The following is a 20,332-nucleotide window of genomic DNA, read 5'->3' on the forward strand; positions in this document are numbered from 1 at the left end:
ATAGCCTTAATGAGCATTATAAAATCAAGTATTACTTTTTACAATATTTTTATAACCGACATATGTCGTGTAGAAATATATTACATAAACTACAAGAAATACTAAGCCAGTCATCAATGCTGGTAAAGTAATGTCTACTTGTTGAAATGCGTTAATAAAATCATTAACTACATAAATTCCAACTGCAGAATGAATTAAAGCAAGAAAAACTGGAAGACTGAAGTATACGAAAGTTTGAATGAAAATCGCTTTGTCGATCATTGTTCCGTTTGAACCAATTCTCTTCAAAGATTTATATCGATCTATGCTATCACTGGCTTCTGATAATTGTTGAAGAGCTAATACAGCCATACTCGTTATTAAAAATACAATACCTATATATATCCCAATAAACAGTACGATAGTTTTCATTCCCTTAATTTCTGCACAAACTTCATCCTTTGATTTGCCTGCTATACGATTAATATTTAATTTCGGGCCATTTTCGTCATGAAATCTCCGTGCAACGTTATCATATTTTTTATTATATTCTTCTCTATTTCCATCTAAATAATTTACATTAAGTACGGATTCAATAATTTTGTAGTCTGATAAAAAATCATCATTTATAACGATTTTGAAGAAATAAGGTTGCGTATCAGAAGTGTAAAGACTCTCTTGTATAATTTTAGCGTATTTTACCAGATATTCTTTTTCTTTAATATTTACCTTATTGCTATTTTTTAATCTTTCATTTATCGAATTAAGCAACCGCTTATCATTTGATAAAAGTAAAACTTCATTGTTATTTAAAGTGATTTCCTTTTCACCTTTAAGATTTAAAATTTTATTATAATCAGATAATTCAATGAAATCCATACCGCTTTTCTTATAATCTTTACGTACTTCCGGTACTAAGTCCCCCACTTCCATTCCTGTTGGATATACATTATAAGATACATATTTTTCGTTATTACTTATTTTAAAATTAGCTTTATTTAATACGTCTTCTATAGTGTAACTTTCATCCTTATTCTCCAACGTAATACTGGCATCAAATGGTGTTACTTCTTTCGTTGTTGCGTCCATCATTCTGTTAAAGCTGATTCCTGTAGATAGGGCCACCATTGTAAGAAATAACATTAAACAGATTACAGACATGGATATAAAATTTGTATTAACCTTACTATTTATTTGTTTGATGATAAATATATTTAAACCTTTAAAATAGATTTTTTTATTCTTCTTTACAACATATAATATAAATCCAGATAAACTAAAGAAAAACAGCAATGTACCTAATATGCCAAGTATGATTGATACCATGAGCATAGGATTATTATAATTCAATCCGATTTTTAGTACAGTCACATATGCATATCCAAGTGATGCTACACACATAATAAATATGATTACATAGATAAGAGGATTTCTAAATTTTACATCTTCGTTTTTTTTACCTGCTGTTAACAAATCAATTATTTTGTATTTAGAAACAACATATACATTAAATAACATAACAAGTAAAAACATGATTCCAAAGTATAATACACTTTTACCTATAGCACCTGTTGAAATTGCAAATTTATATTTATTGATGGGCAAGTCAAATAGCTTTAATGCAAATGTAGATAACCCCTGCGATACTCCAATACCTATTATAAGTCCACTCACTAAAGATATAACGCCAACTAGAAATGTCTCTATTACTAATATTCTGGATATGTTTCTTCTTCCCATACCTAAAGTCATGTATATTCCTAATTCTTTTTTACGTTTTTTAATTAAAAAATTATTTGCATACAATATTAAACCACCTAATATTACAGATACAAATACTGACACATTTGAGATAGCGTTCATTACTGTAGGCACATACTTTCTATCTGAAGCGTTAATTTCCATAAGTGCCTTTTGTGATTCTATTGAGTTAAAGCTATAAAATATACAAACAGCCAGTGTTAGTGTTAAGAAATATATTGCATAATCTTTAAAACTTTTCTTTACATTCCCAATAGCAATCTTAGAGTACATTATTATCGTCACCTCCAAGAAGAGTTATAACTTCGATAATTTTAGTAAAGAATTCTTTTCTGGAATCATTCCCTCTTACCAACTCGATAAATATTTTTCCATCTTTAATAAAAAGAATTCTACGAGCATAGCTTGCTGTAAATGCATCATGAGTAACCATAAGTATTGTAGCTTTTAAATCCTTATTTAGACTTTCAAATCTTTCGAGTAATAATCTAGCTGATTTAGAATCTAACGATCCTGTTGGTTCATCTGCAAGTACTAAAGATGGATCTGTTACGATAGCTCTTGCCGAACCAACCCTTTGTTTTTGTCCGCCTGATATTTGATAAGGGTATTTGCTTAATACTTGTTCAATGTCTAAATATTTTGCAACCGCTTGTATTTTTTCATCAATTTTTGAATTTGCCTCACCTTTTATAGTTAACGCTAGAGCAATATTTTCATAAGCAGTAAGGGTATCTAATAAATTAAAGTCCTGAAATACAAACCCTAATTCATTTTGTCTAAACTTATCTAGTGACTTTGATTTTAACCGAGTAATGTCACTATTATTTATCATTATTTTTCCCGTAGTAACATTATCAATCGTTGATATACAGTTAAGTAATGTAGTTTTGCCACTTCCTGAAGGCCCCATTATCCCAACAAATTCTCCCTCATCTACCTTAAAACTAATATTATCTATAGCCTTTGTTACATTATCTTTATTACCATAATATTTTTCAATTTTTTCTACACTTAATATATTTCGCATTAATACTTCTCCTTTTTCATTATAAAAATTCTTTAACTCCCCTTCATTTTATATAATTTCATTAATAGTATCGGTGGAATTACATTTCATTAACATTACATTTTTGTTATATTGAGTGATACCTCTACATGTAAGTTATCAGAAATCGCAGTGGTATACGTAAGGTCTATTCGATGCCTTAACCAAATGGTCAGATAAATGTAGGGATATCGTTTCTGGTGCAAAAATGATAAGACTTATGTAATTATAGGTTATAAAAAAACTCTAGATTTTCTATGTAGCATAGAAAATCTAGAGTTTTCATTCCAAATATTGATTAAACATACTTTATCTACGTTTGGCAAACATATTGGAGAAAGAACTTTACTATTAATAAAATATCATTAATTTTCTCCCCAAAAAATATTTTAGATCAAAGGACTAGTTATCCATTTCTAATCTAACCTAATCTTAAAGTTCAAATTTTATTTAGAAACCCTTATCTTTTTTGTTTTTTAAGCATAATTTCAATCCTAAACCAATTACCACAACCACAATTGGTTATAAGAAAGTGTCATTTTCTCTAGCAATAGAGACATCTATTGAAATTGTTTCTTTCAGCTTTTAAATCGCATCAGCTGACATTCCAATCATCTCAGGTTTATGTTCTTTTAACATTTCTGTACCATAAAATCAGACGTATTTGAGACGTATGAGGGATAAAAGTAGAATTAAGATCATAAATTGGCGTGATAAAAGGAGTGGATTCCCCACTCCTCTTTCATTTTAGTATAAGTGTTAAACAACATGTATTTACTGTTAATCCAAGCCTAAAACTCTATTTCCTTTGTCTTTCAGTAAAAGCCATTCTTCTCGTTTTTTATTCTATCGTTGTAATTTCATTTGAATTATAAATATGGATACCCGATTCTTCTCGCAATGCAGTTATATACATCCCTTTCGCCACATCTTTAGCTGAAATAGGTTTATACTTTTTGAAAGCACCTTTAAATATAAAAGGAATGATACGAGATAACTTTTCAGCCATTCGTTCACCGAAACGAAATTCTTGTCGATTTCCTACTAATAAAGATGGCCTAAAAATATGAATACCACCAATGACTAACTTTTGTAATTCCTCTTCCATTCTCCCTTTAACTTGCGAATAAAAGAAAAACGATTTAGGTTTTGCTCCCATTGAAGACACAACAAGGAAATTTTGTACCCCTTGTTTTTCAGCTAAACAAGCAGCTCGTAACGTATATTCATAATCTACCTTTTTGAAATTTGCCTTTGTTTTTGCTTTTTTGATTGTTGTTCCTAGACAACTAAATACATCATCTACAGCAAAAAACTCTTTATATTCCTCTAACACCGAAAAATCTATTTGTTTTTGCTGTAACTTTTCATGTTGCCATTGCATTGGTTCCCTTACAAAAATAGTAACCGAATCGTAGTAATCTGATTCAAGTAATAGACGCGTTATCTCTTGTCCAACTAAACCACTTGCACCAAGTACTAACGCTGTTCGCTTATTCATATATGCATATACCTCTTATTTTACTTTTCTCTCCTTCAGTAAAATACAACTTTTAGGAGTTTCCTTCTCTCATTTTACCACAAGTAAAGCACTATGCGTACGCATAGTGCTTTACTCACTCTTTTTTCTCATCTTTCTCTCGCAATTTTGTTACTGTTGATGCATCTCCTAAATTACTTATTAATCTTCTTAAAAAAATTAAGACTAATGCTAATGGTAATACTACCGCTAATATCAATAAAATAGCTTCCATTAAGTAACCCAAACACTCATCCCCCTCTGCACCCTCCTTTCAAATATATGAACGTAGCGTTGTCACATATGCATGCATTCCTAAAAATAATACATCCAAATTTGACAACTTTATAACAAAAACAAATCGGAATGATTATTATTTATTGCAACTTTATAAAAGATGTATTATACTAAGTTCGCAAACTAAAACGTAATTATTCCGTTTTGTATTAAAATGATATTTTTCTTCTATAATTGGGGAAAATATATCCGTAAAAAAAGAAAAGAGGAGAACTTCATGCCTAAAAGATTGACTATATTTTCATTCTTACTTATTTTCACTTTAATTTTTACTGGCTGCTCAAATAAAAAAGAAGGTAATGCCAAGAAAGACGGAAAGCTAACTGTTTATACTACTATTTTTCCTCTTGCAGATTTTGCAAAAAAAATTGGTGGCGACTATGTAACTGTTGAAGCGATTTACCCACCTGGTGCAGATTCACATACATTTGAACCAAGTCAAAAACAAACAGTACAAGTTGCAAAAGCGGATTTATTCGTTTATAACGGTGCTGAATTAGAACCATTTGCTGAAAAAATGGAAAAAGCATTACAAAAAGAAAATGTTAAAATTGTAAATGCATCAAAAGGTATTGAATTGCGTACTTCTACTGAAGAAGAGCATCATGATCACGGAGACGGTCATAAAGAGGATGAACATCATCACGATAAAGACCCACACATTTGGTTAGACCCTACTCTAGCAATGAAACAGGCAGAAAAAATTAAAAATGCACTTGTAGAATTACAACCTGATCATAAACAAGAGTTCGAAAAAAACTTCGCAGCACTTCAAACAAAATTTACTGATTTAGATGATCAATTTAAAGCAGCTGTTGCGAATGCAAAAACGAAAGATATTTTAGTTTCTCATGCGGCTTATGGATACTGGGAACAACGCTATGGCCTGAAACAAATTGCTATCGCTGGTATTTCAGCTTCTGATGAACCATCTCAAAAACAGCTTGCTGACATTACAAAAACAGTAAAAGAACATAATCTACAATATATTTTATTTGAAACATTCTCTACACCAAAGGTAGCGTCCGTAATTCAAAAAGAGACGGGTACAAAAATTTTACGTTTAAATCATCTTGCTACTATTTCTGAAGATGACGCGAAGAGTAATAAAGATTACTTCACTTTAATGGAAGAAAACGTAAACACATTGAAAGAAGCTACTAACTAATCAACTTTTGATAAGAAGAGGCTGTCTCAAAAGGTCTTTAAACAAGACCTTTTGGAGACAGTTTTTTAGTTTAACTTTAATATGGATGAAAAATGCCCGGTTATAGTAGAAAATCAACAGATTTTCTACTATAACCGGGCATTTTTCGCTTTAGATTGAGCTGTTGTTGTCCATTTCCGTAAATTATGGGAAACACAAATAAAACCCCATTCCAGTCGATTTTTGGAAAGGCCTCTTAAGGAAAAACGTTGGAAGAAGCGATTCTATTTAATATGACCGAATACGGGTTCTACCTCTATTTTTCGTTTTGTATATAATTCTTTACCTTTTTTGTACATAAGCGTTCTCATACTTTTTTTCGCTGTTTTTGATTTTTGACAGAGACGCTGATAGATTTTGTTTCGTTTCCTTATATTTTATTGGATCTCTTCCATGCTATTACTGTAATAAGGTATTGAATCCCAAATAGGAAGATGAAAAGTGTAATGAATTTTGCTATTACTGATAACCATCCAACAAAATCTTCAGGTAAATTATATTTGTATGTGGTAGCACCTATTGCTACAAAACACAAAATAAAGGTATCACTCATTTTTTCTTTTAATTGCTCTTTATTATTAATATCTGTTTCATAAACACCAGTTAGAATAGATTTAATAAAAAAGAAAATCATATAACAAATTATAATGGCTAATGAAGCAATCCATTCTAGGAATGGGCGGTGTAGATATGTTCCCCTTATGATAATATCAATAAAAGCTAAAAGTAGGACAACAATTCCAGATTGTGCCCAAATTTTCATTTCAATTTTTTGAATTCTTTCATCTGAATGTATACTGAGTGAAAACCATTTTTTTAGTTTTTCCATTTTAGAGTTCCTTCTAAAATAATTTATCTAAACTCTTATCTAATGTTTTAGCTATACGAATACAAAGTTTTAAAGAAGGGTTAAACTTATTACTTTCAATATGACTACTGGTTTTTCGCGTAGCGTTTACAATATCGGTAAACTCCAGTTGAATTAGACTTTTTTAACTCTTGCAATTTTCTCTTTACTTATAGACTTTAAATACGTCTCATTAGTAAATGATAACTTCATACCATAAATCCCATATTCTATATATTAAATTATCATCAACGAAAATGAAATGTATATTTTACATTATGACACATATACATTACCATTCTCTTTATTTTTGTATCTAAAACTACCCTACAAATATAAGAATAGAAATTTTTCTGTAGACACCTTTTTCTTTTAGTTATTTTCGTATCCCCAATGTAACAGCAAGGAATTTATATATCCGTATTTTGGTGTACTTTCATTTGAAATGCAAATACTAATACATTGCAACTTCATCGCTTGCTTCATGTATCCCTTTATATAAAGAGATAACGTAGTGGAACTTTTTTATAAATAGTTAATCCGTCCGTGAAAATTCACTTGTGAAAAAGAAGATTTCTGTAGAGAATTTTGCACCTTTAGCTAATGTAGTTACCTAACTTATTTCCTTTATCACCCAGGCGTTCAAGTCCAACTAGTGTAAAAGTATAACTTCTCTACATGGCACCCTCTTCTGAATCCCACACTTCAATAAATTCAAAACCTTTTAATTCACTCTCTAAAATTGCATTTTTGAATTGATCTGATACTAAAAGATAGTTAGGATGGACCTTCCCATTTATATTCAATTTAAAAACTGGTTCGTGCTGGACAACATAAGGAATAAATACAAATTTTTCACATCCTATTATTAAACCTGAACTGAACTTAACTTATCAAAGATTGTTTTATTAGTATCAAGTGCTTCCAACACCCTTAAAACATGCATAGCATAGTATTTTTTTTTGTTTATGAATTAATGGTAAAAATTCAATAGTATCTCCTACTATAGGTTCTAAAACATTCTTGGCTTTTTCACTAATTATTTGTACACCAGACTTTCCCAAAAAATAGGGGAATCGCTTGGTTTTCCTTCATCTGTTACCTCAATAAACTTAGGCGTCCATGAATCTGACAAACTCACCATAGAATTAAAACTAGTTTTAAAATATTTTTTATCCTCTTCATAGTTCAATAATTGAAAGGTTTCATAATCATCAATCGAGCTTTTTAATTGCCAAATTTTCATACTTTCCCTCCTATATACTCTGTTACTTAATCAGGTTCCATTCTTTTGGTTGATTTAGTTTTATACTGCCATCTAATAACCCTAACAGCATCAGGTTAAATACCACCAAACTCTTTAATCTCTGTCAGAGTATCATATACTAACCCTATATACTCCAGTCCATGATCACCTATATGCATTGCCTCCGTAGTTACGTATTTAACCTCTATTGCTCGATATCCAGAAAAAAAACTACCCCGTTAGTAGCAGCGTTTGAATCTATTTCAAACTTTTTTATAAAATTTTGTATTTCCACAGTGCTCCCCTTGTTATATCGTACAATATGATTTGCCGCATTATAATATGGAGAATTTTGTATTAAAACTAAAATTCTCCTAAGTAAATCTAGTGATTTATTGGTATAATTAATATCACATTCCATTTTATGGATTAACCAATAAATACAGGGCTATGTTTTAGAACATATGACGAAACTACTTATTTAATATTAAACATACTAAAGTACATAGCCTTTTCTTTTTACTATTAAAAAAACATATTAAAGTAAGGAGTTATATTATAATGGCAATCTTTCAAAGTAATGTTCAAAAAGCTGAACAAATTGTTACTCAAATGAGGTTAGCTTCTAACGCAATTCAAAATGCAACAAACAAATCTATAACACACGCGACACGTACAACTTTAACTGTGAATTCCAAAGCACAGGAAGCAAATCAGCAAGCATTAGAATTAACTAGACAATTTCTTGCTGCCTTTCAGCAATCAATTGACAATATACAGTCTGTAGCAACAGAGTTTGAACGAATGGACAACGAACTACAGAAGAATTTTTAGCTTTTTTAAGAAATTGTCCTTTATCCCTTCTGTTAACTTATATATAAGCAAAAAGGTAGACGGAAAAAATGAATCAAGAAATAGAACAAAAAGTGAAGGTCTTAAGTCAGAATCTAATAAATCTATCCGAGGAGCAATACCAAAATCAACGAGCAATACAAACACAAGAACAAGCAGAAGCAGACTTTCAAGAATTAAGAATGCGCAGCCATCGCTTTTTTCATCGTATGTTAGAAACATGGCATGGTGATAAAGAACTCTCTCGCTTTTTTACCAATATACAATTAGAAACTCAACAAATTGAAAGAAACCTTTCTTATAAATTAGAAGAACAAAAGGAAACATTAATTCAAGAGAAACAAAAATTATACAATCTAGAAAATGACCTCGCCCATCAAAAACAAAAACTTGCTAGGGAGGCCAATTTATGAGTTTAAATATGTACCTTGGAGAAGTACAATCCCAAACAAACACTATGTATGCTTTTTGTACTGCTACTATACAAAGTATGGAGCAAGTAATCCAGTCTATCGACAGTTTTGTTAGTGATTCTGTCCTACAGGGTCAGACTTATGATAGTGCGAAAATGTATTTTGCAGAAACATTTCTTCCTTTAGCACAGGGAATTATTTACCTATGTGAAGAATTACTACGTCAAAATGAAGCTTTTCCTGCTGAATTTCAATCAAGAGTCGCTTCAACAGATGTAGTTGAACAAGAACTATTAGAACAAATCCGAGAAATTGACCGAATGATAGCAAGTATTGAAGTTACGAAGCAAATTATGACACTACCGGATATGGATGCAATGGTTAACCTATTTATTGAGATGCGCCGTAAAATCCAGGAAAAGTTAGAACATCTATATGAATTTAATCAAACATCTAGTAATAACTATGCTACCGCGATTCAATTAGCGGCTAGTATCGCCGCAGGCCTTGCTGAAGTTCAAAGTGGAAAAGGCTTTAGCCCTGCAAGCGGTACATTTAGTACACAAAGAATAAATATGGAATGGGCAGATTCTATTCATGAATACCTAGACAATGATATTAGGTTAGATAATAGTATAAATACAAATAATCTAATCGAATCTGGTATAATATTAGGTAGTTCTTCTGAAAAGAATATACTAGAAAAGTTTATAAAAGGGGTTTGGAATGGCTCTGGAAAATTTATTGGCGGTTTAGTAGAGACATACAATTCGTTAGACGATACAGTGACAAAGGAAAACCTAAAATATGCTGCAGGTCATCCTATAGAAACCGCATATACCATGATAAATACTTTTTCAGACACTTTTATGAATGAATTTTGGCATGGCGATGCTGAAAGTCGTACACAATGGGGAACAAATATTTTTATGGAGTTTGGTTTAGGATGGATTGGAGATAAAGGAGCAGGCCAAATTGGAAAAGTAACTTCCCTTGGAGACTCTGTAAAGTTAACGAAATTTTCAGGTGATATACCTTATATTTCAAGCCACTTACCATTAAAAGATCGATTTGCTTTTGCTGGTGAATATAATTTACGCTCTAAATTTGGTATATCTGATTTAAATCAGGCACTATCAATATATCAGTTCGCTAAAAGTAACATCGATTTAGGAAAAATTAGCGATTTATTGAAGAATAACAAACAAAAAATGACAGACGGCAGAACTGTTACACCAAAATACAGTTCTTATGAAGAAAGACTTAAAGTATCAAATAAAAACCATGGCGAATGGAAAGGTGACCGTGGAGAATCTAAATTCATTTCTAACAAAGAAAAAGTAAAAAAATATCTAGATGAAATTAAAGTTGATGGAGTAGAATATAAAAATGCAATGCCAAACTTTTCAGCTTTTTCTAGAGCTGAAATAAAAATTGATATGACTGAAATTCGTGATGGTAAAAAAGGAAATTTCGCAAAAGCCGATGAAGCATTGGCCAAGAAACTATCAACTGATGAAATGAAAATAACCAGAACAGATATCAAAAAATGGCGAACTGAGAATCGTTACACTTGGCATGAACTTAACGATTGTGAAACAATACAATTAGTACCTACTGATATAAATAGCACCTTCAAGCATTTCGGTGGAGTTGGAGAAATCAAGAAAAAAAATAGTTTAGGAGAATAAAATTATGAAAAAAATAAACCATGAATTATTTGGTGAAATTGTTCACGATTTATATTGGAGCGGGCAACAAAAGATAACTATTTTTGGACAGGTAAAAATTGTTTCTTTAACTATTGATGGTGAAGAAGATGATTTAATTCCTAAAATTCAAGAAGAAGCGTATAGTAAGTTCATTACCAATTTAAACAAACTTACAAAAGAAGCTGAACAAGCAATATTCGAGTATTACAAAGAGGAATATATGGAATATAGGGATATGGCAGTTGATGAATCTGCTGATGAAATAGCACCGATTATTAAAACTATTCAAGAACTAGGGAAATTGGTAGAACCTGTTGGATTAATTATACTACCAGATTTTGAAGATGGAATTAGAAGAGTTGGATTAATATTCAATTGTACCTGGGAAGAGGACGGTGTTGGGGTGAAATTTGAAAATGAACAAGTTGTAGAAGTTGGTTATCAAGATATTGTTATTTAAACTTTTAAATTAATGTAATAAGCTTCATTTTCTGTTACATATCAACAGCTCGTGAAATAAAAAATGCCAAAATTATCTTGGAAAAGATAGAAATAGAAATTTCATTTTAACAGGTTATCCACTTGACTAATAATAGGGAAAAAATATAGGCAATAAAAAAAGAAGCCAGAGAAGTTACAGTTTATCAGTTCTTAGCAGCAACGTTTCATTAAGATGCATTTTACGAAGAAGCAAGTACGTAATATTTACAAAATGCTATCATTTTTTTAACTGACGTTATTAAAAGCGATTATGAAGATAACGAAAAAAATAACTACATTCAGCGTTGTGCAGATGGAATTCTTTTGGGATCTTTAGATATGACACCTATAGAATAGTTATAGCAAACTCTTAAAATACTAAAAGAAGCCCTAAAAAGAAAAGAACAAAGTTGTAATTAACAAAGCCGACTTATATCGTGTTGAGTCGGCTTTACTATTATTTCACACTTACTTCAAACTTGCCGTAATATATCATGTTTCTCTCTCGAATTATGCACGCAATAAATCGGATATCCATCGACATTTGCTTTGTGTGTCGATAAACAACACTGAGTGCCCTTTCACAGAAATAAAAATGGTAAGGGCAAAACTGGTGGTTATCATCACGTAAGTATGATGGGTGAAGGAGAAATTATAAACATGGCTTATATCAGCATTTCTAATCTACTAATAGAAGGATAAACACCTACGAAATATATCTCTAAATTTTTTAAAGAATCTTTTGATATATTACTGATTAGCTTACCTGAAGAGATTTCTTTAGTTAGTGATTTGCCAATCTATCTTGTTTACTATCAATCAATTTTAAAAAAATTCTTCGTTTAGGGGCTACTTTAAAATCTTAAGTTGATGGGCATGTGGCGGACACCTACTAATATTCTTGCTTTTAAATTAATTTCAGTATATTATATTCATATGATAATATAGGAATTACGGTATACAGAAAGGGATCAAATCTATTTGTAAGATTTAAATCCTTTTCAAAGATAAAAAAATTTCACCAAAACTTAATATAACTTATGCTTGTTTTTTTAAGACGTATCTAATAAAAATACATTTTTTTATCAATACAATTGTGTTTTCAATATAAATGAAAAATTTTAAATAGAAGTTTATTTACTTTCAATAATAAGAGGTAGTGTTCTAAAACATAGAAAAATAAGGCACCATACATAGTATCTGACAAACTTGAGAGGTTTTGTATGTAGTTTGCTCATCACAGATAAAAATAAAAGAGCCTTACCTATCTTGGCAAGACTCTACTAGTTTAGTTATATAATATTTACATAACAACTAAGAAACTAAAAACATATAACACCAAGTAGCAGAACCCTAATATTCCTCCTACAGCTAATACCTGTTTAGCCCAACTTTTAATTTTCAGATTACTGTAAATCACTTGTACTCTTTCCATATTTCCTCCTATTAGGGAAAACCCTTAAAGACTCACACCTCGCTATGATACCATTAAAGAATGACTAATAGAGCCTAATTTTTGTCTAAACGTATAAATATGCAATATTGCATACGAAAATGTATCGTTATAAATGTAAGCACTTACTATAATAAGGTTATAAAGATTCACACATCTTAATACAAAAACAGAGGAGAGAATAATATGGAAATCGCAATGGCAGTTTTTAAATTTATTGGTGGAGCAATCCCATTAATTCAAGAAATTCTAAAAGCATTTATGTAATTTCATTATTTAGCAATTCTTTATAAATATTATCATACAAATGATCTGTATATCAAAGATGAATTGATTTACAGATCATTTGCGTGAGCAAGGTCCTTTTAACATTATTGAGGGACTTTTTTAAATACTTAAAGGTTACGGTCACATCAAAATCAAGTTAGCAAAACAAAATGAAATTTTGATTTCGTTCAATTTGTTAATTCCCATAGGATTTACATACTTACTAACGGATAAGTTGATGTAATTTACATAGTAAATTACATCTTGGAGGAGATCAGCAGTTAGCTTTTGCTAGCTGCTCTTTTGCTCATATAAAGTAGTTTTTCTTGAGCATCCTCAGTAGCTTCTTTTCTGTCGAATTCTCCCCATCCATTACCGCTGCAAATTTCATCACCACAAGAACTACAAATTAATTCGTATTCATAGCACTCACAACCACAAGGTTCTCCACAAAGCATATTCGTATAATCAATATCTTCTTCAGCATTGTTATGGCCACACTCGTTACATTTAAAGTTGTAACCAATTTTCATTCTCCTTTCCTACCCAAATAGCGTTTTTGTTCAAATTTCTCCTGTACTTATATACGTCCCTGTATATCCAAAAACAAAAATATAGTAAAATACATTTATAAGTTCGTTTAATACTTAAATCTATTGAGAACAGGAGGTCTGTATATGAATAAAAGACTTAATGTGTTAATGAAAATTATGCCTTTCCTAAGTGTACTTTTTATCTTAATTGGAATATCTATGGCAATATTCGGTGCATTAGATCATAACCACAAAATGTTTATGGGTTCACTATTCGTAATTGTACAAGCTGCACTTGTAATTACATATACTAAGATGTTTAAAAAAATTGGTTTCTAAAACTTTGAATAAGGATTTCATTAAAAACTTACATGTATATCTTTTTCGTTATATAATTAAGATATCGATATATTAGGAGTGTTAATCATGTCAGGAACGATAATGATTTTGTTATACATTTGTTTCGGATTAAGTGCAGTTTTCAGCTTAATAAAAGAATTGAAAAAGCCACAGAAAAACCAGTTCTTGATTTTAGTTGATTCTCTAATTTTGCTAGGAGCCTTAATACTAGTAGGTAGTATCTTCATCTAAATTACATAACAAGAACTACATTAGGGAGCAAAGCAGTCTAGCGAAAGCTAACTGCTTTTTTATTAAATAACTATTTTATTAAATTTCATATATACAATCGCTTGTCCATTTCATTTGGCTCTACCCACGCATTTACTATTAGTAATACGAATTTTTCAGAGATGAATTTTATTGGACGAGTTTTTATCCTCCGCTGCATTAAATCCAGGTTCAGTCGGACCGACACTTCCACCTATGCAACCTTTTTAATTCCCTACAGGTGCTACAGGGGGAACCGGTAACACTGAGCCTTATTGGCAATACCGGACCACCTGGCATTGTTTTGCTCACATATGGCTTTAAATCTCTCATAATACGTTTTGCATTTCGGATACTCCCCATATCATAAATACTAATTACATGTCTTCTTGTTGCAAACTGTACCTTTCTAATCGTAGCGAGTATCACCACACAATGGTTGATGTTCATGTTTATCCATCTCATATTCTTTTAGATGTTTCCACTTGACCTTGTCGTCAATATACAGAACTTGCAGTATGGTGGCGTTTTCCTTCATATATATCTTCCTGGAATAAATTGCAGTTTCTCTAATCTAGATTGATCTACTGATCTACCACTACTTCTGATGCAGTAAGAGTCGGTAAACGAAAATTGAGCTTGCATTCTCCATCTTTTTTACACCCCTTGGCAAGATTTCTCCTGTAGGATATTACATACAGCAGACGATACAAAACCAAGTGCCCCTTCAACGAGCGCAATGTGCAGTGAATAAAAATATTGAGCTCACCAATGGAGATGCTCTTATTAGCATAGTGAAGCATAAACATTAAAGAGGTTGCTCAAAAGTAGCTATTCAGCTACTTTTGAGCAACCTCTTCTTTTTTATGTGTTTCTGCTTGACTTGACCAAAATAACAAGTAAAATTATCCATATTAGCTTTTAAGCTATATTAATTTAGAAGGTGAGTTGGAATTATGACTCTTCACATTTGTGAAGTAACAGAAAAAAATTGGCGTTCGGTAGCTGCTTTAAACGTCGCAAAAGACCAGCAGCAATTTATTGAAAGCAATGCGTTTTCTCTAGCAGAATCATTATATGAGAAAAACGGAACGTCAGTAGGTTTATATGATGGAGAAACACTTGTAGGATATGCAATGTATGGATGGTATTGGGAAAAACGTAAAAGCGTATGGTTAGACCGATTTATGATTGACGAGCAATATCAAGGAAAAGGATACGCAAAACGTTTCCTTCGCATACTCATTCAATTCTTACAAGATAAATTTGAATGTAAAATAATTTATTTAAGTTTGCATCCAGACAACAAACTCGCAATGGGATTATATGAATCATTTGGCTTCCGTTTAAATGGCGATATTGATGATGAAGGCCCAGTTGTAGGTGTTGTAATGGAGTTACTATTAGATGAACATACAAGCCTGTGAAAACAGGCTTTTTATCATCCTTCTTTTTTGCAATCTAGCATGTTTCTGCAAAGCACTTAGTTAAGTTCAAAAAATAAGCCTGCAATATATGCAGACTTATTTCACACACTCCTCGAAATGTTCTTGGAACCATTCTTTATTAATATCTTTTCCGATAAACACGACTTCACTTACTCGTTCTTCGCCCTCTTGCCACTCTCTATCATATGATGCAGCAAACAGTGTATGCACACCTTGGAAAACGATACGTTTATCTACTCCATCAATCGATAAAATTCCTTTGTAGCGATATAAATACTCCCCTAGCTCTTGAACGACAGCTGACATCCACTCATTTAGTTTTTGTAAATCTAACGGTCGCTCTTCGCGTAGTACAAACGACTTTACGCCTTCTAGATGATTATGCTCTTTATGAGGATAAATTTGTAACGTATCTTTCGTTTTAAACGTTTGAATTTGTAGTAACGATGGAATATCTACATCACAGTTAGTCGCCTCGATTAACTTTGCAGTTGGATTAATACCTTGCAGTTCCTGCAATAGATTTTCCTTTTCACTTTCATCCACTAAATCTAATTTATTTACTAAAACGACATCAGCAAATGCAATTTGTTCCTTTGCTTCTAGTCCTTTTTCAAAATGTTTATGTATATGATAACTATCTACTACTGTTACAACGCCGTTAATTTGGTATGCAGATTGAATCACAGGATCTAAAAAGAATGTTTGAATAATCGGACCTGGATTTGCAAGACCAGTCGTTTCAATTACTAATCCATCAAATTCCATTTTACCTTCTGCTTTTACGTCCAGTAATTGTTTTAAAGCGACTAGTAAATCTTCACGTACAGTACAACATAAACATCCATTCGTCATCTCCATAATCTCTTCTTCGACATTCATAATCAGCTGATTATCAATACCAATTTGCCCTATTTCATTTACAATCACCGCTAATTTCTGACCGTGATTTTCTGATAAAATACGATTTAATAATGTCGTTTTCCCTGATCCAAGAAAACCAGTTAATATCGTTACTGGAATCATTTCGTACATCTCCTTATAGCTATATGTTTTTACATTATAGCATATAGAGAAAATCATTTTTGTAGCAAAACATATTTATTGTATGTACGACACTGTAACTATATAATAATATGTAGCAAGAAAGCCTTTTCAAAAAATGATTCATTCATCAAGGAGGTAATTATAATGGAACGAGTTCAAATGGCCGAAACACTAGAATTTTCTCGTATTATTCAAGGTTTTTGGCGTTTAGCAGAATGGAATATGCCAAAGCAAGAGTTACTTTCTTTTATGGAAGCTTGTATGGATATGGGAATTACTACTTTCGATCATGCTGATATTTATGGCGGATATACGTGTGAAGGATTATTTGGAGAAGCATTACAACTCAAGCCTTCCTTACGCGAAGACATGCAAATTATCACAAAATGTGGAATCGCTCCCCCATCACCAAAATTTCCAGAGCGATATGTTGCGCACTACAATACGAGTACTGAGCATATAATAAAAAGCGTGGAAGACTCATTACGAAACTTACATACAGATTATATTGATGTACTGCTCATTCATCGTCCTGATCCATTTATGGATCCAAATGAAGTAGCAGAAGCGTTCTCACGCTTAAAGCAAGAAGGAAAAGTCCGTCACTTCGGTGTATCTAACTTTTTACCTTCACAGTTTAATATGTTAAGTTCTTATTTAGATTTCCCGCTCATTACAAATCAAATTGAAGTATCTGCGATGCAGCTTGAACATTTCGAAAAAGGGACAATTGATTTATGCCAAGAAAAGCGAATCAATCCTATGATTTGGTCGCCTCTTGCTGGCGGAGAAATCTTTATTGGTCAATCAGAACGTGCCGTACGTTTACGTGAAATGTTACAAAAGATTGCTACTGAACTAGATGTTACTAGCATCGATACAGTTATGTATGCATGGCTGCTTGCTCATCCAGCTAACATGATGCCAATCGTTGGATCTGGTAAATTAGATCGTGTTAAAACAGCCGCTCTTGCTACAAAAGTTGATTTAGATCGTCAACAATGGTTTACAATTTTCGAAAGCTCTAATGGACACCCTGTACCATAATACATAAAAAGAAGAGCTGTTTCTTTACAGCTCTTCTTTTTCATATGTATTTCTAGTCATGGCAAATACACACATATCCCTTAATCCATTTCCATCTACCGCTACACTCGCACTTTCCAATGTACCTTCTAACTTAAATCCTAATTTCTCAGGTATCGCTCTACTCTTCTTATTTAAAGAATCGCATCGAATTTCTACGCGGTTTGCTTTCAATTCAGTGAAAGCAAACTCCATTATACCTTTTGCAGCCTCTAGCATATAACCCTTTCCACTAAACCTTGAATCAATCCAATACCCAATTTCAAATTGAGGTATATCCCAATTAATACGATGCAATCCAGCTGATGCAATAAATTCACCTGTTTCTTTCGAAAAAACTAGTAATCTTAAATCCTCACGCTGCAAAAATTGAATATGCGATTTTCTAATGCTCACTTCTACTTCTTCCTCTGTTTGCTCTTTTTGTGCAAAAACCATCCAAGGTTTTAATTCTTTCATAGAAGCTTGAATTGCATCGTACACAGATTTACCGTCACCCGGTTTCGGCATTCGAATAAATAGCCTATCAGTATAAAATTCAGAAGGAAAATCGAATAATAACGGATTCACTTTCAACACTCCTTTTAATTCTATTATATATAATAATATCCATCTCAAACCATACAGTAAAGAAATTTCTGAATTTTACACATTTTAATCTTTTACCTCTACCGCTACACGAACTCCAGATTCAATTGCACCTTGTATCCATCCGTGATATAACGTTGTATGATCACCTGCAAAGTATAATCTCCCCTCTGGTTTTATAATCGCTGGTTGTAGCTCAGATTCTTGCCCTGCCTGAAATAGTGCAAACCCTCCGAGTGCATATGGATCCAATGTCCAACTTTTTGATATGCCAGACATGAACTCATCATATACTTGACCGCCTAATATTGTCGCTAAATTTTGTAATGTGTAATAAATACGATCACCTTTTGATAAACCATCCCATAACAACGCATCATAAGACCATGTATAGCTTCCTAACATCATAGCAGGTCCTTTTTCTCCAATTCCGTGACTTGGATAATAGGCATAACGAATTGGCAAATCCGTTATAATCCTGCCACCTAATTGCCCTTGTTCTTCCCAAAATCGACTTTTAAATTGAATCCCTATTTTCGTTGCTGGCATATAATGCAATTCACGAATTGCTTTCCATTTTTCATGAGATATAGAATTAAATGGATCTACTTCCACAAAGCGCATTGTCGAAAATGGAATTGTAATAATAACTAAATCCCCTGTAATACTACTATACTCAAAAGTTTGCTCGTTTCGATAAAAAGCTGTCACACCATTATCGTGTTGATGTAGCTTCATTAATTTTTGATTATATATAATATTTTCTTCTAATTGTGGTAAAAAGGACTTTGGTAATCTATCATTTCCGCCTACTATTTCACAAAATCCACTCTCCTCCTGCATAATGTATAAAAAGCGTAGTGTCTCAACAAATGACCTTTCCAAAAAACCTTCTAAATCTAATAAAACACCGATCATCTCAATTGTTACTGGTGAAAAGTAAGTATTATATTGATAAGGATGATACTTTAAAAATTGTCCTGTAGAGTATCTCCCAAAATCCTTTACTACAACATCCCAATTTTTCTCTGGGTTCTTTTTTATAAAATTTATAATGGGCTGTACCGCTAACAATAATAGTTCCTCAGACGTTTTCCCGACTTCATTCATTTCCACGGGATACTTTAATATACTTGGGTCCTTTTCATATTGTTTTAATGTCGTTTTCCGGCCATTTACGTAAATAATATCCGTCTCATTCCTATTAATAAACGGGCTCACCTGTAGCCCAAATTTTCTTATATATGCCATCGTTAATGTGTGCGAATACGGAATTCTCATTGCCCCAACATCTAAATATAATCCGGTATCTTCCATTCTAACCGTCTCTATGCGGCCACCTACCCGGTTGTTTGCTTCAAAAATCTTCACATCATGTCCTGCAGCCTTTAATAAAGATGCCGAAACCAACCCAGCCATACCAGCCCCTACTACTATAATTTGTTTCGGACGCGTCGTCTTCTTTAACCCTTTATTTATAACTTTTAACGTTTCATCCATTTCAGTGTTATACATTATATCTTTCTGCACAATTCCACCCCTTACTTCATAAAATGGGCATTAGTGGTTTAGTACATTTTATTCATAAATTCCTATAAACATAACAACATAGCAAGTGGAATATTCACTAAAAGTACATAAGAGGTAGCTTTCACATCTCTTCACGCTTCGTATAATATAGCAACAGCAAAGAAGGAGTGGTTGAAAATGAAACAAACTTACGACTACCACGCTACAAAGAAGTATTTAGAAGGAAAGAAACAACAACTATGCAACAAACTTAATAGTAAACAACTATCTAAAAAAGAGCGTGAACAACTAAAACTTGAGATTGATAACTACGAATATATATTAAATTTAGTCGAAATGAATTATTATGAACGGGGCTTTTCTCGTTAGAAGTGGATATAAGTGTATCCACTTCTCATTTTGAGCATTTC

General features: G+C 32.1%; 19 protein-coding genes and 5 pseudogenes. 12 read left to right on the plus strand and 12 right to left on the minus strand.

Features of this window, described 5'->3' with window-relative positions; genetic code table 11:
- Nucleotides 1–24: 24 nt before the first annotated feature.
- The 4 genes from MNO09_RS20935 to MNO09_RS20950 all read right to left on the minus strand — a co-directional run bounded on the left by MNO09_RS20935 (nt 25) and on the right by MNO09_RS20950 (nt 4,554).
- Complete coding sequence (locus tag MNO09_RS20935) at nt 25–2,013, minus strand: FtsX-like permease family protein (protein ID WP_000286985.1); 1,989 nt, start codon at nt 2,011–2,013, stop codon at nt 25–27.
- Nucleotides 2,003–2,770, minus strand: coding sequence for an ABC transporter ATP-binding protein (locus MNO09_RS20940; RefSeq protein WP_001244402.1), 768 nt, complete (start codon nt 2,768–2,770; stop codon nt 2,003–2,005). The genes MNO09_RS20935 and MNO09_RS20940 overlap by 11 nt, the downstream gene beginning before the upstream one ends.
- Nucleotides 2,771–3,629: 859 nt before the next feature.
- Nucleotides 3,630–4,289, minus strand: coding sequence for an oxidoreductase (locus tag MNO09_RS20945; protein WP_001042749.1), 660 nt, complete (start codon nt 4,287–4,289; stop codon nt 3,630–3,632).
- A 115-nt stretch (nt 4,290–4,404) separates the two neighbouring features.
- Nucleotides 4,405–4,554 (minus strand): hypothetical protein, encoded by a 150-nt coding sequence (locus MNO09_RS20950; RefSeq protein WP_000540925.1) that lies wholly within the window; start codon nt 4,552–4,554, stop codon nt 4,405–4,407.
- Between the two features lie 267 nt (nt 4,555–4,821).
- On the opposite strand from MNO09_RS20950, the gene MNO09_RS20955 reads away from it, so the two are divergent.
- Nucleotides 4,822–5,772, plus strand: coding sequence for a metal ABC transporter substrate-binding protein (locus MNO09_RS20955; protein WP_001126161.1), 951 nt, complete (start codon nt 4,822–4,824; stop codon nt 5,770–5,772).
- 128 nt (nt 5,773–5,900) lie between these two features.
- Here MNO09_RS20955 and MNO09_RS20960 read toward each other — a convergent pair.
- The 4 genes and pseudogenes from MNO09_RS20960 to MNO09_RS20975 all read right to left on the minus strand — a co-directional run.
- Nucleotides 5,901–6,181 (minus strand): annotated as a pseudogene (locus tag MNO09_RS20960) (transposase); the annotation flags it as partial.
- Nucleotides 6,182–6,640, minus strand: coding sequence for a DUF6773 family protein (locus tag MNO09_RS20965; protein ID WP_000413127.1), 459 nt, complete (start codon nt 6,638–6,640; stop codon nt 6,182–6,184).
- A 13-nt stretch (nt 6,641–6,653) separates the two neighbouring features.
- Nucleotides 6,654–6,871, minus strand: a pseudogene (locus MNO09_RS20970) (helix-turn-helix transcriptional regulator).
- A gap of 461 nt (nt 6,872–7,332) precedes the next feature.
- Nucleotides 7,333–7,904: pseudogene (locus MNO09_RS20975) on the minus strand (imm11 family protein).
- A gap of 561 nt (nt 7,905–8,465) precedes the next feature.
- Here MNO09_RS20975 and MNO09_RS20980 point away from each other — a divergent pair.
- The 5 genes and pseudogenes from MNO09_RS20980 to MNO09_RS21000 all read left to right on the plus strand — a co-directional run bounded on the left by MNO09_RS20980 (nt 8,466) and on the right by MNO09_RS21000 (nt 13,081).
- Nucleotides 8,466–8,738, plus strand: coding sequence for a TIGR04197 family type VII secretion effector (locus MNO09_RS20980; RefSeq protein ID WP_000974201.1), 273 nt, complete (start codon nt 8,466–8,468; stop codon nt 8,736–8,738).
- A gap of 68 nt (nt 8,739–8,806) precedes the next feature.
- Nucleotides 8,807–9,169: a DUF3958 family protein gene (locus MNO09_RS20985; RefSeq protein WP_001070987.1), complete on the plus strand. Its 363-nt coding sequence runs from the start codon at nt 8,807–8,809 to the stop codon at nt 9,167–9,169.
- On the plus strand, nt 9,166–10,860 hold the full coding sequence (locus MNO09_RS20990; protein WP_000056089.1) for an HNH endonuclease: 1,695 nt from the start codon (nt 9,166–9,168) through the stop codon (nt 10,858–10,860). The genes MNO09_RS20985 and MNO09_RS20990 overlap by 4 nt, the downstream gene beginning before the upstream one ends.
- Before the next feature lie 4 nt (nt 10,861–10,864).
- Nucleotides 10,865–11,341: a DUF6985 domain-containing protein gene (locus tag MNO09_RS20995; protein ID WP_000723514.1), complete on the plus strand. Its 477-nt coding sequence runs from the start codon at nt 10,865–10,867 to the stop codon at nt 11,339–11,341.
- A 1,554-nt stretch (nt 11,342–12,895) separates the two neighbouring features.
- Nucleotides 12,896–13,081 (plus strand): annotated as a pseudogene (locus MNO09_RS21000) (hypothetical protein).
- Nucleotides 13,082–13,362: 281 nt separating this feature from the next.
- On the opposite strand, the gene MNO09_RS21005 reads toward MNO09_RS21000, so the two are convergent.
- The gene (locus MNO09_RS21005) at nt 13,363–13,614 is read right to left on the minus strand and encodes a hypothetical protein (RefSeq protein ID WP_000690659.1); all 252 of its coding nucleotides are present in this window, start codon (nt 13,612–13,614) and stop codon (nt 13,363–13,365) included.
- A 144-nt stretch (nt 13,615–13,758) separates the two neighbouring features.
- Here MNO09_RS21005 and MNO09_RS21010 point away from each other — a divergent pair, with 144 nt between their 5' ends.
- The 4 genes and pseudogenes from MNO09_RS21010 to MNO09_RS21025 all read left to right on the plus strand — a co-directional run bounded on the left by MNO09_RS21010 (nt 13,759) and on the right by MNO09_RS21025 (nt 15,650).
- Complete coding sequence (locus MNO09_RS21010; protein WP_001042533.1) at nt 13,759–13,953, plus strand: hypothetical protein; 195 nt, start codon at nt 13,759–13,761, stop codon at nt 13,951–13,953.
- Between the two features lie 87 nt (nt 13,954–14,040).
- Nucleotides 14,041–14,205 carry a hypothetical protein gene (locus MNO09_RS21015; RefSeq protein WP_000017081.1) on the plus strand — a complete coding sequence of 55 codons (165 nt, stop codon included), beginning with the start codon at nt 14,041–14,043 and terminating at the stop codon, nt 14,203–14,205.
- A gap of 171 nt (nt 14,206–14,376) precedes the next feature.
- Nucleotides 14,377–14,593 (plus strand): annotated as a pseudogene (locus MNO09_RS21020) (exosporium leader peptide-containing protein).
- 586 nt (nt 14,594–15,179) lie between these two features.
- A complete protein-coding gene (locus MNO09_RS21025; RefSeq protein ID WP_000172430.1) occupies nt 15,180–15,650 on the plus strand; it encodes a GNAT family N-acetyltransferase in 471 nt (156 codons plus the stop codon).
- Nucleotides 15,651–15,746: 96 nt separating this feature from the next.
- Here the strand turns inward: MNO09_RS21025 and MNO09_RS21030 are convergent, their stop codons facing one another.
- Nucleotides 15,747–16,697 carry a CobW family GTP-binding protein gene (locus tag MNO09_RS21030; protein ID WP_000613444.1) on the minus strand — a complete coding sequence of 317 codons (951 nt, stop codon included), beginning with the start codon at nt 16,695–16,697 and terminating at the stop codon, nt 15,747–15,749.
- Nucleotides 16,698–16,862: 165 nt separating this feature from the next.
- Between MNO09_RS21030 and MNO09_RS21035 the strand changes: the two genes are divergently transcribed.
- Nucleotides 16,863–17,765 (plus strand): aldo/keto reductase, encoded by a 903-nt coding sequence (locus MNO09_RS21035; RefSeq protein WP_000442777.1) that lies wholly within the window; start codon nt 16,863–16,865, stop codon nt 17,763–17,765.
- Nucleotides 17,766–17,789: 24 nt separating this feature from the next.
- Here MNO09_RS21035 and MNO09_RS21040 read toward each other — a convergent pair whose 3' ends face one another.
- A complete protein-coding gene (locus tag MNO09_RS21040; RefSeq protein ID WP_001068735.1) occupies nt 17,790–18,374 on the minus strand; it encodes a GNAT family N-acetyltransferase in 585 nt (194 codons plus the stop codon).
- 84 nt (nt 18,375–18,458) lie between these two features.
- Nucleotides 18,459–19,922, minus strand: coding sequence for a flavin monoamine oxidase family protein (locus MNO09_RS21045; protein WP_001168148.1), 1,464 nt, complete (start codon nt 19,920–19,922; stop codon nt 18,459–18,461).
- Nucleotides 19,923–20,099: 177 nt separating this feature from the next.
- Between MNO09_RS21045 and MNO09_RS21050 the strand changes: the two genes are divergently transcribed.
- Nucleotides 20,100–20,291, plus strand: coding sequence for a DUF3896 family protein (locus tag MNO09_RS21050; protein ID WP_000815498.1), 192 nt, complete (start codon nt 20,100–20,102; stop codon nt 20,289–20,291).
- Nucleotides 20,292–20,332 lie beyond the last annotated feature (41 nt).

It is taken from the genome of Bacillus sp. N5-665 (assembly GCF_022637375.2).
Taxonomy (GTDB): Bacteria; Bacillota; Bacilli; order Bacillales; family Bacillaceae_G; genus Bacillus_A; species Bacillus_A wiedmannii.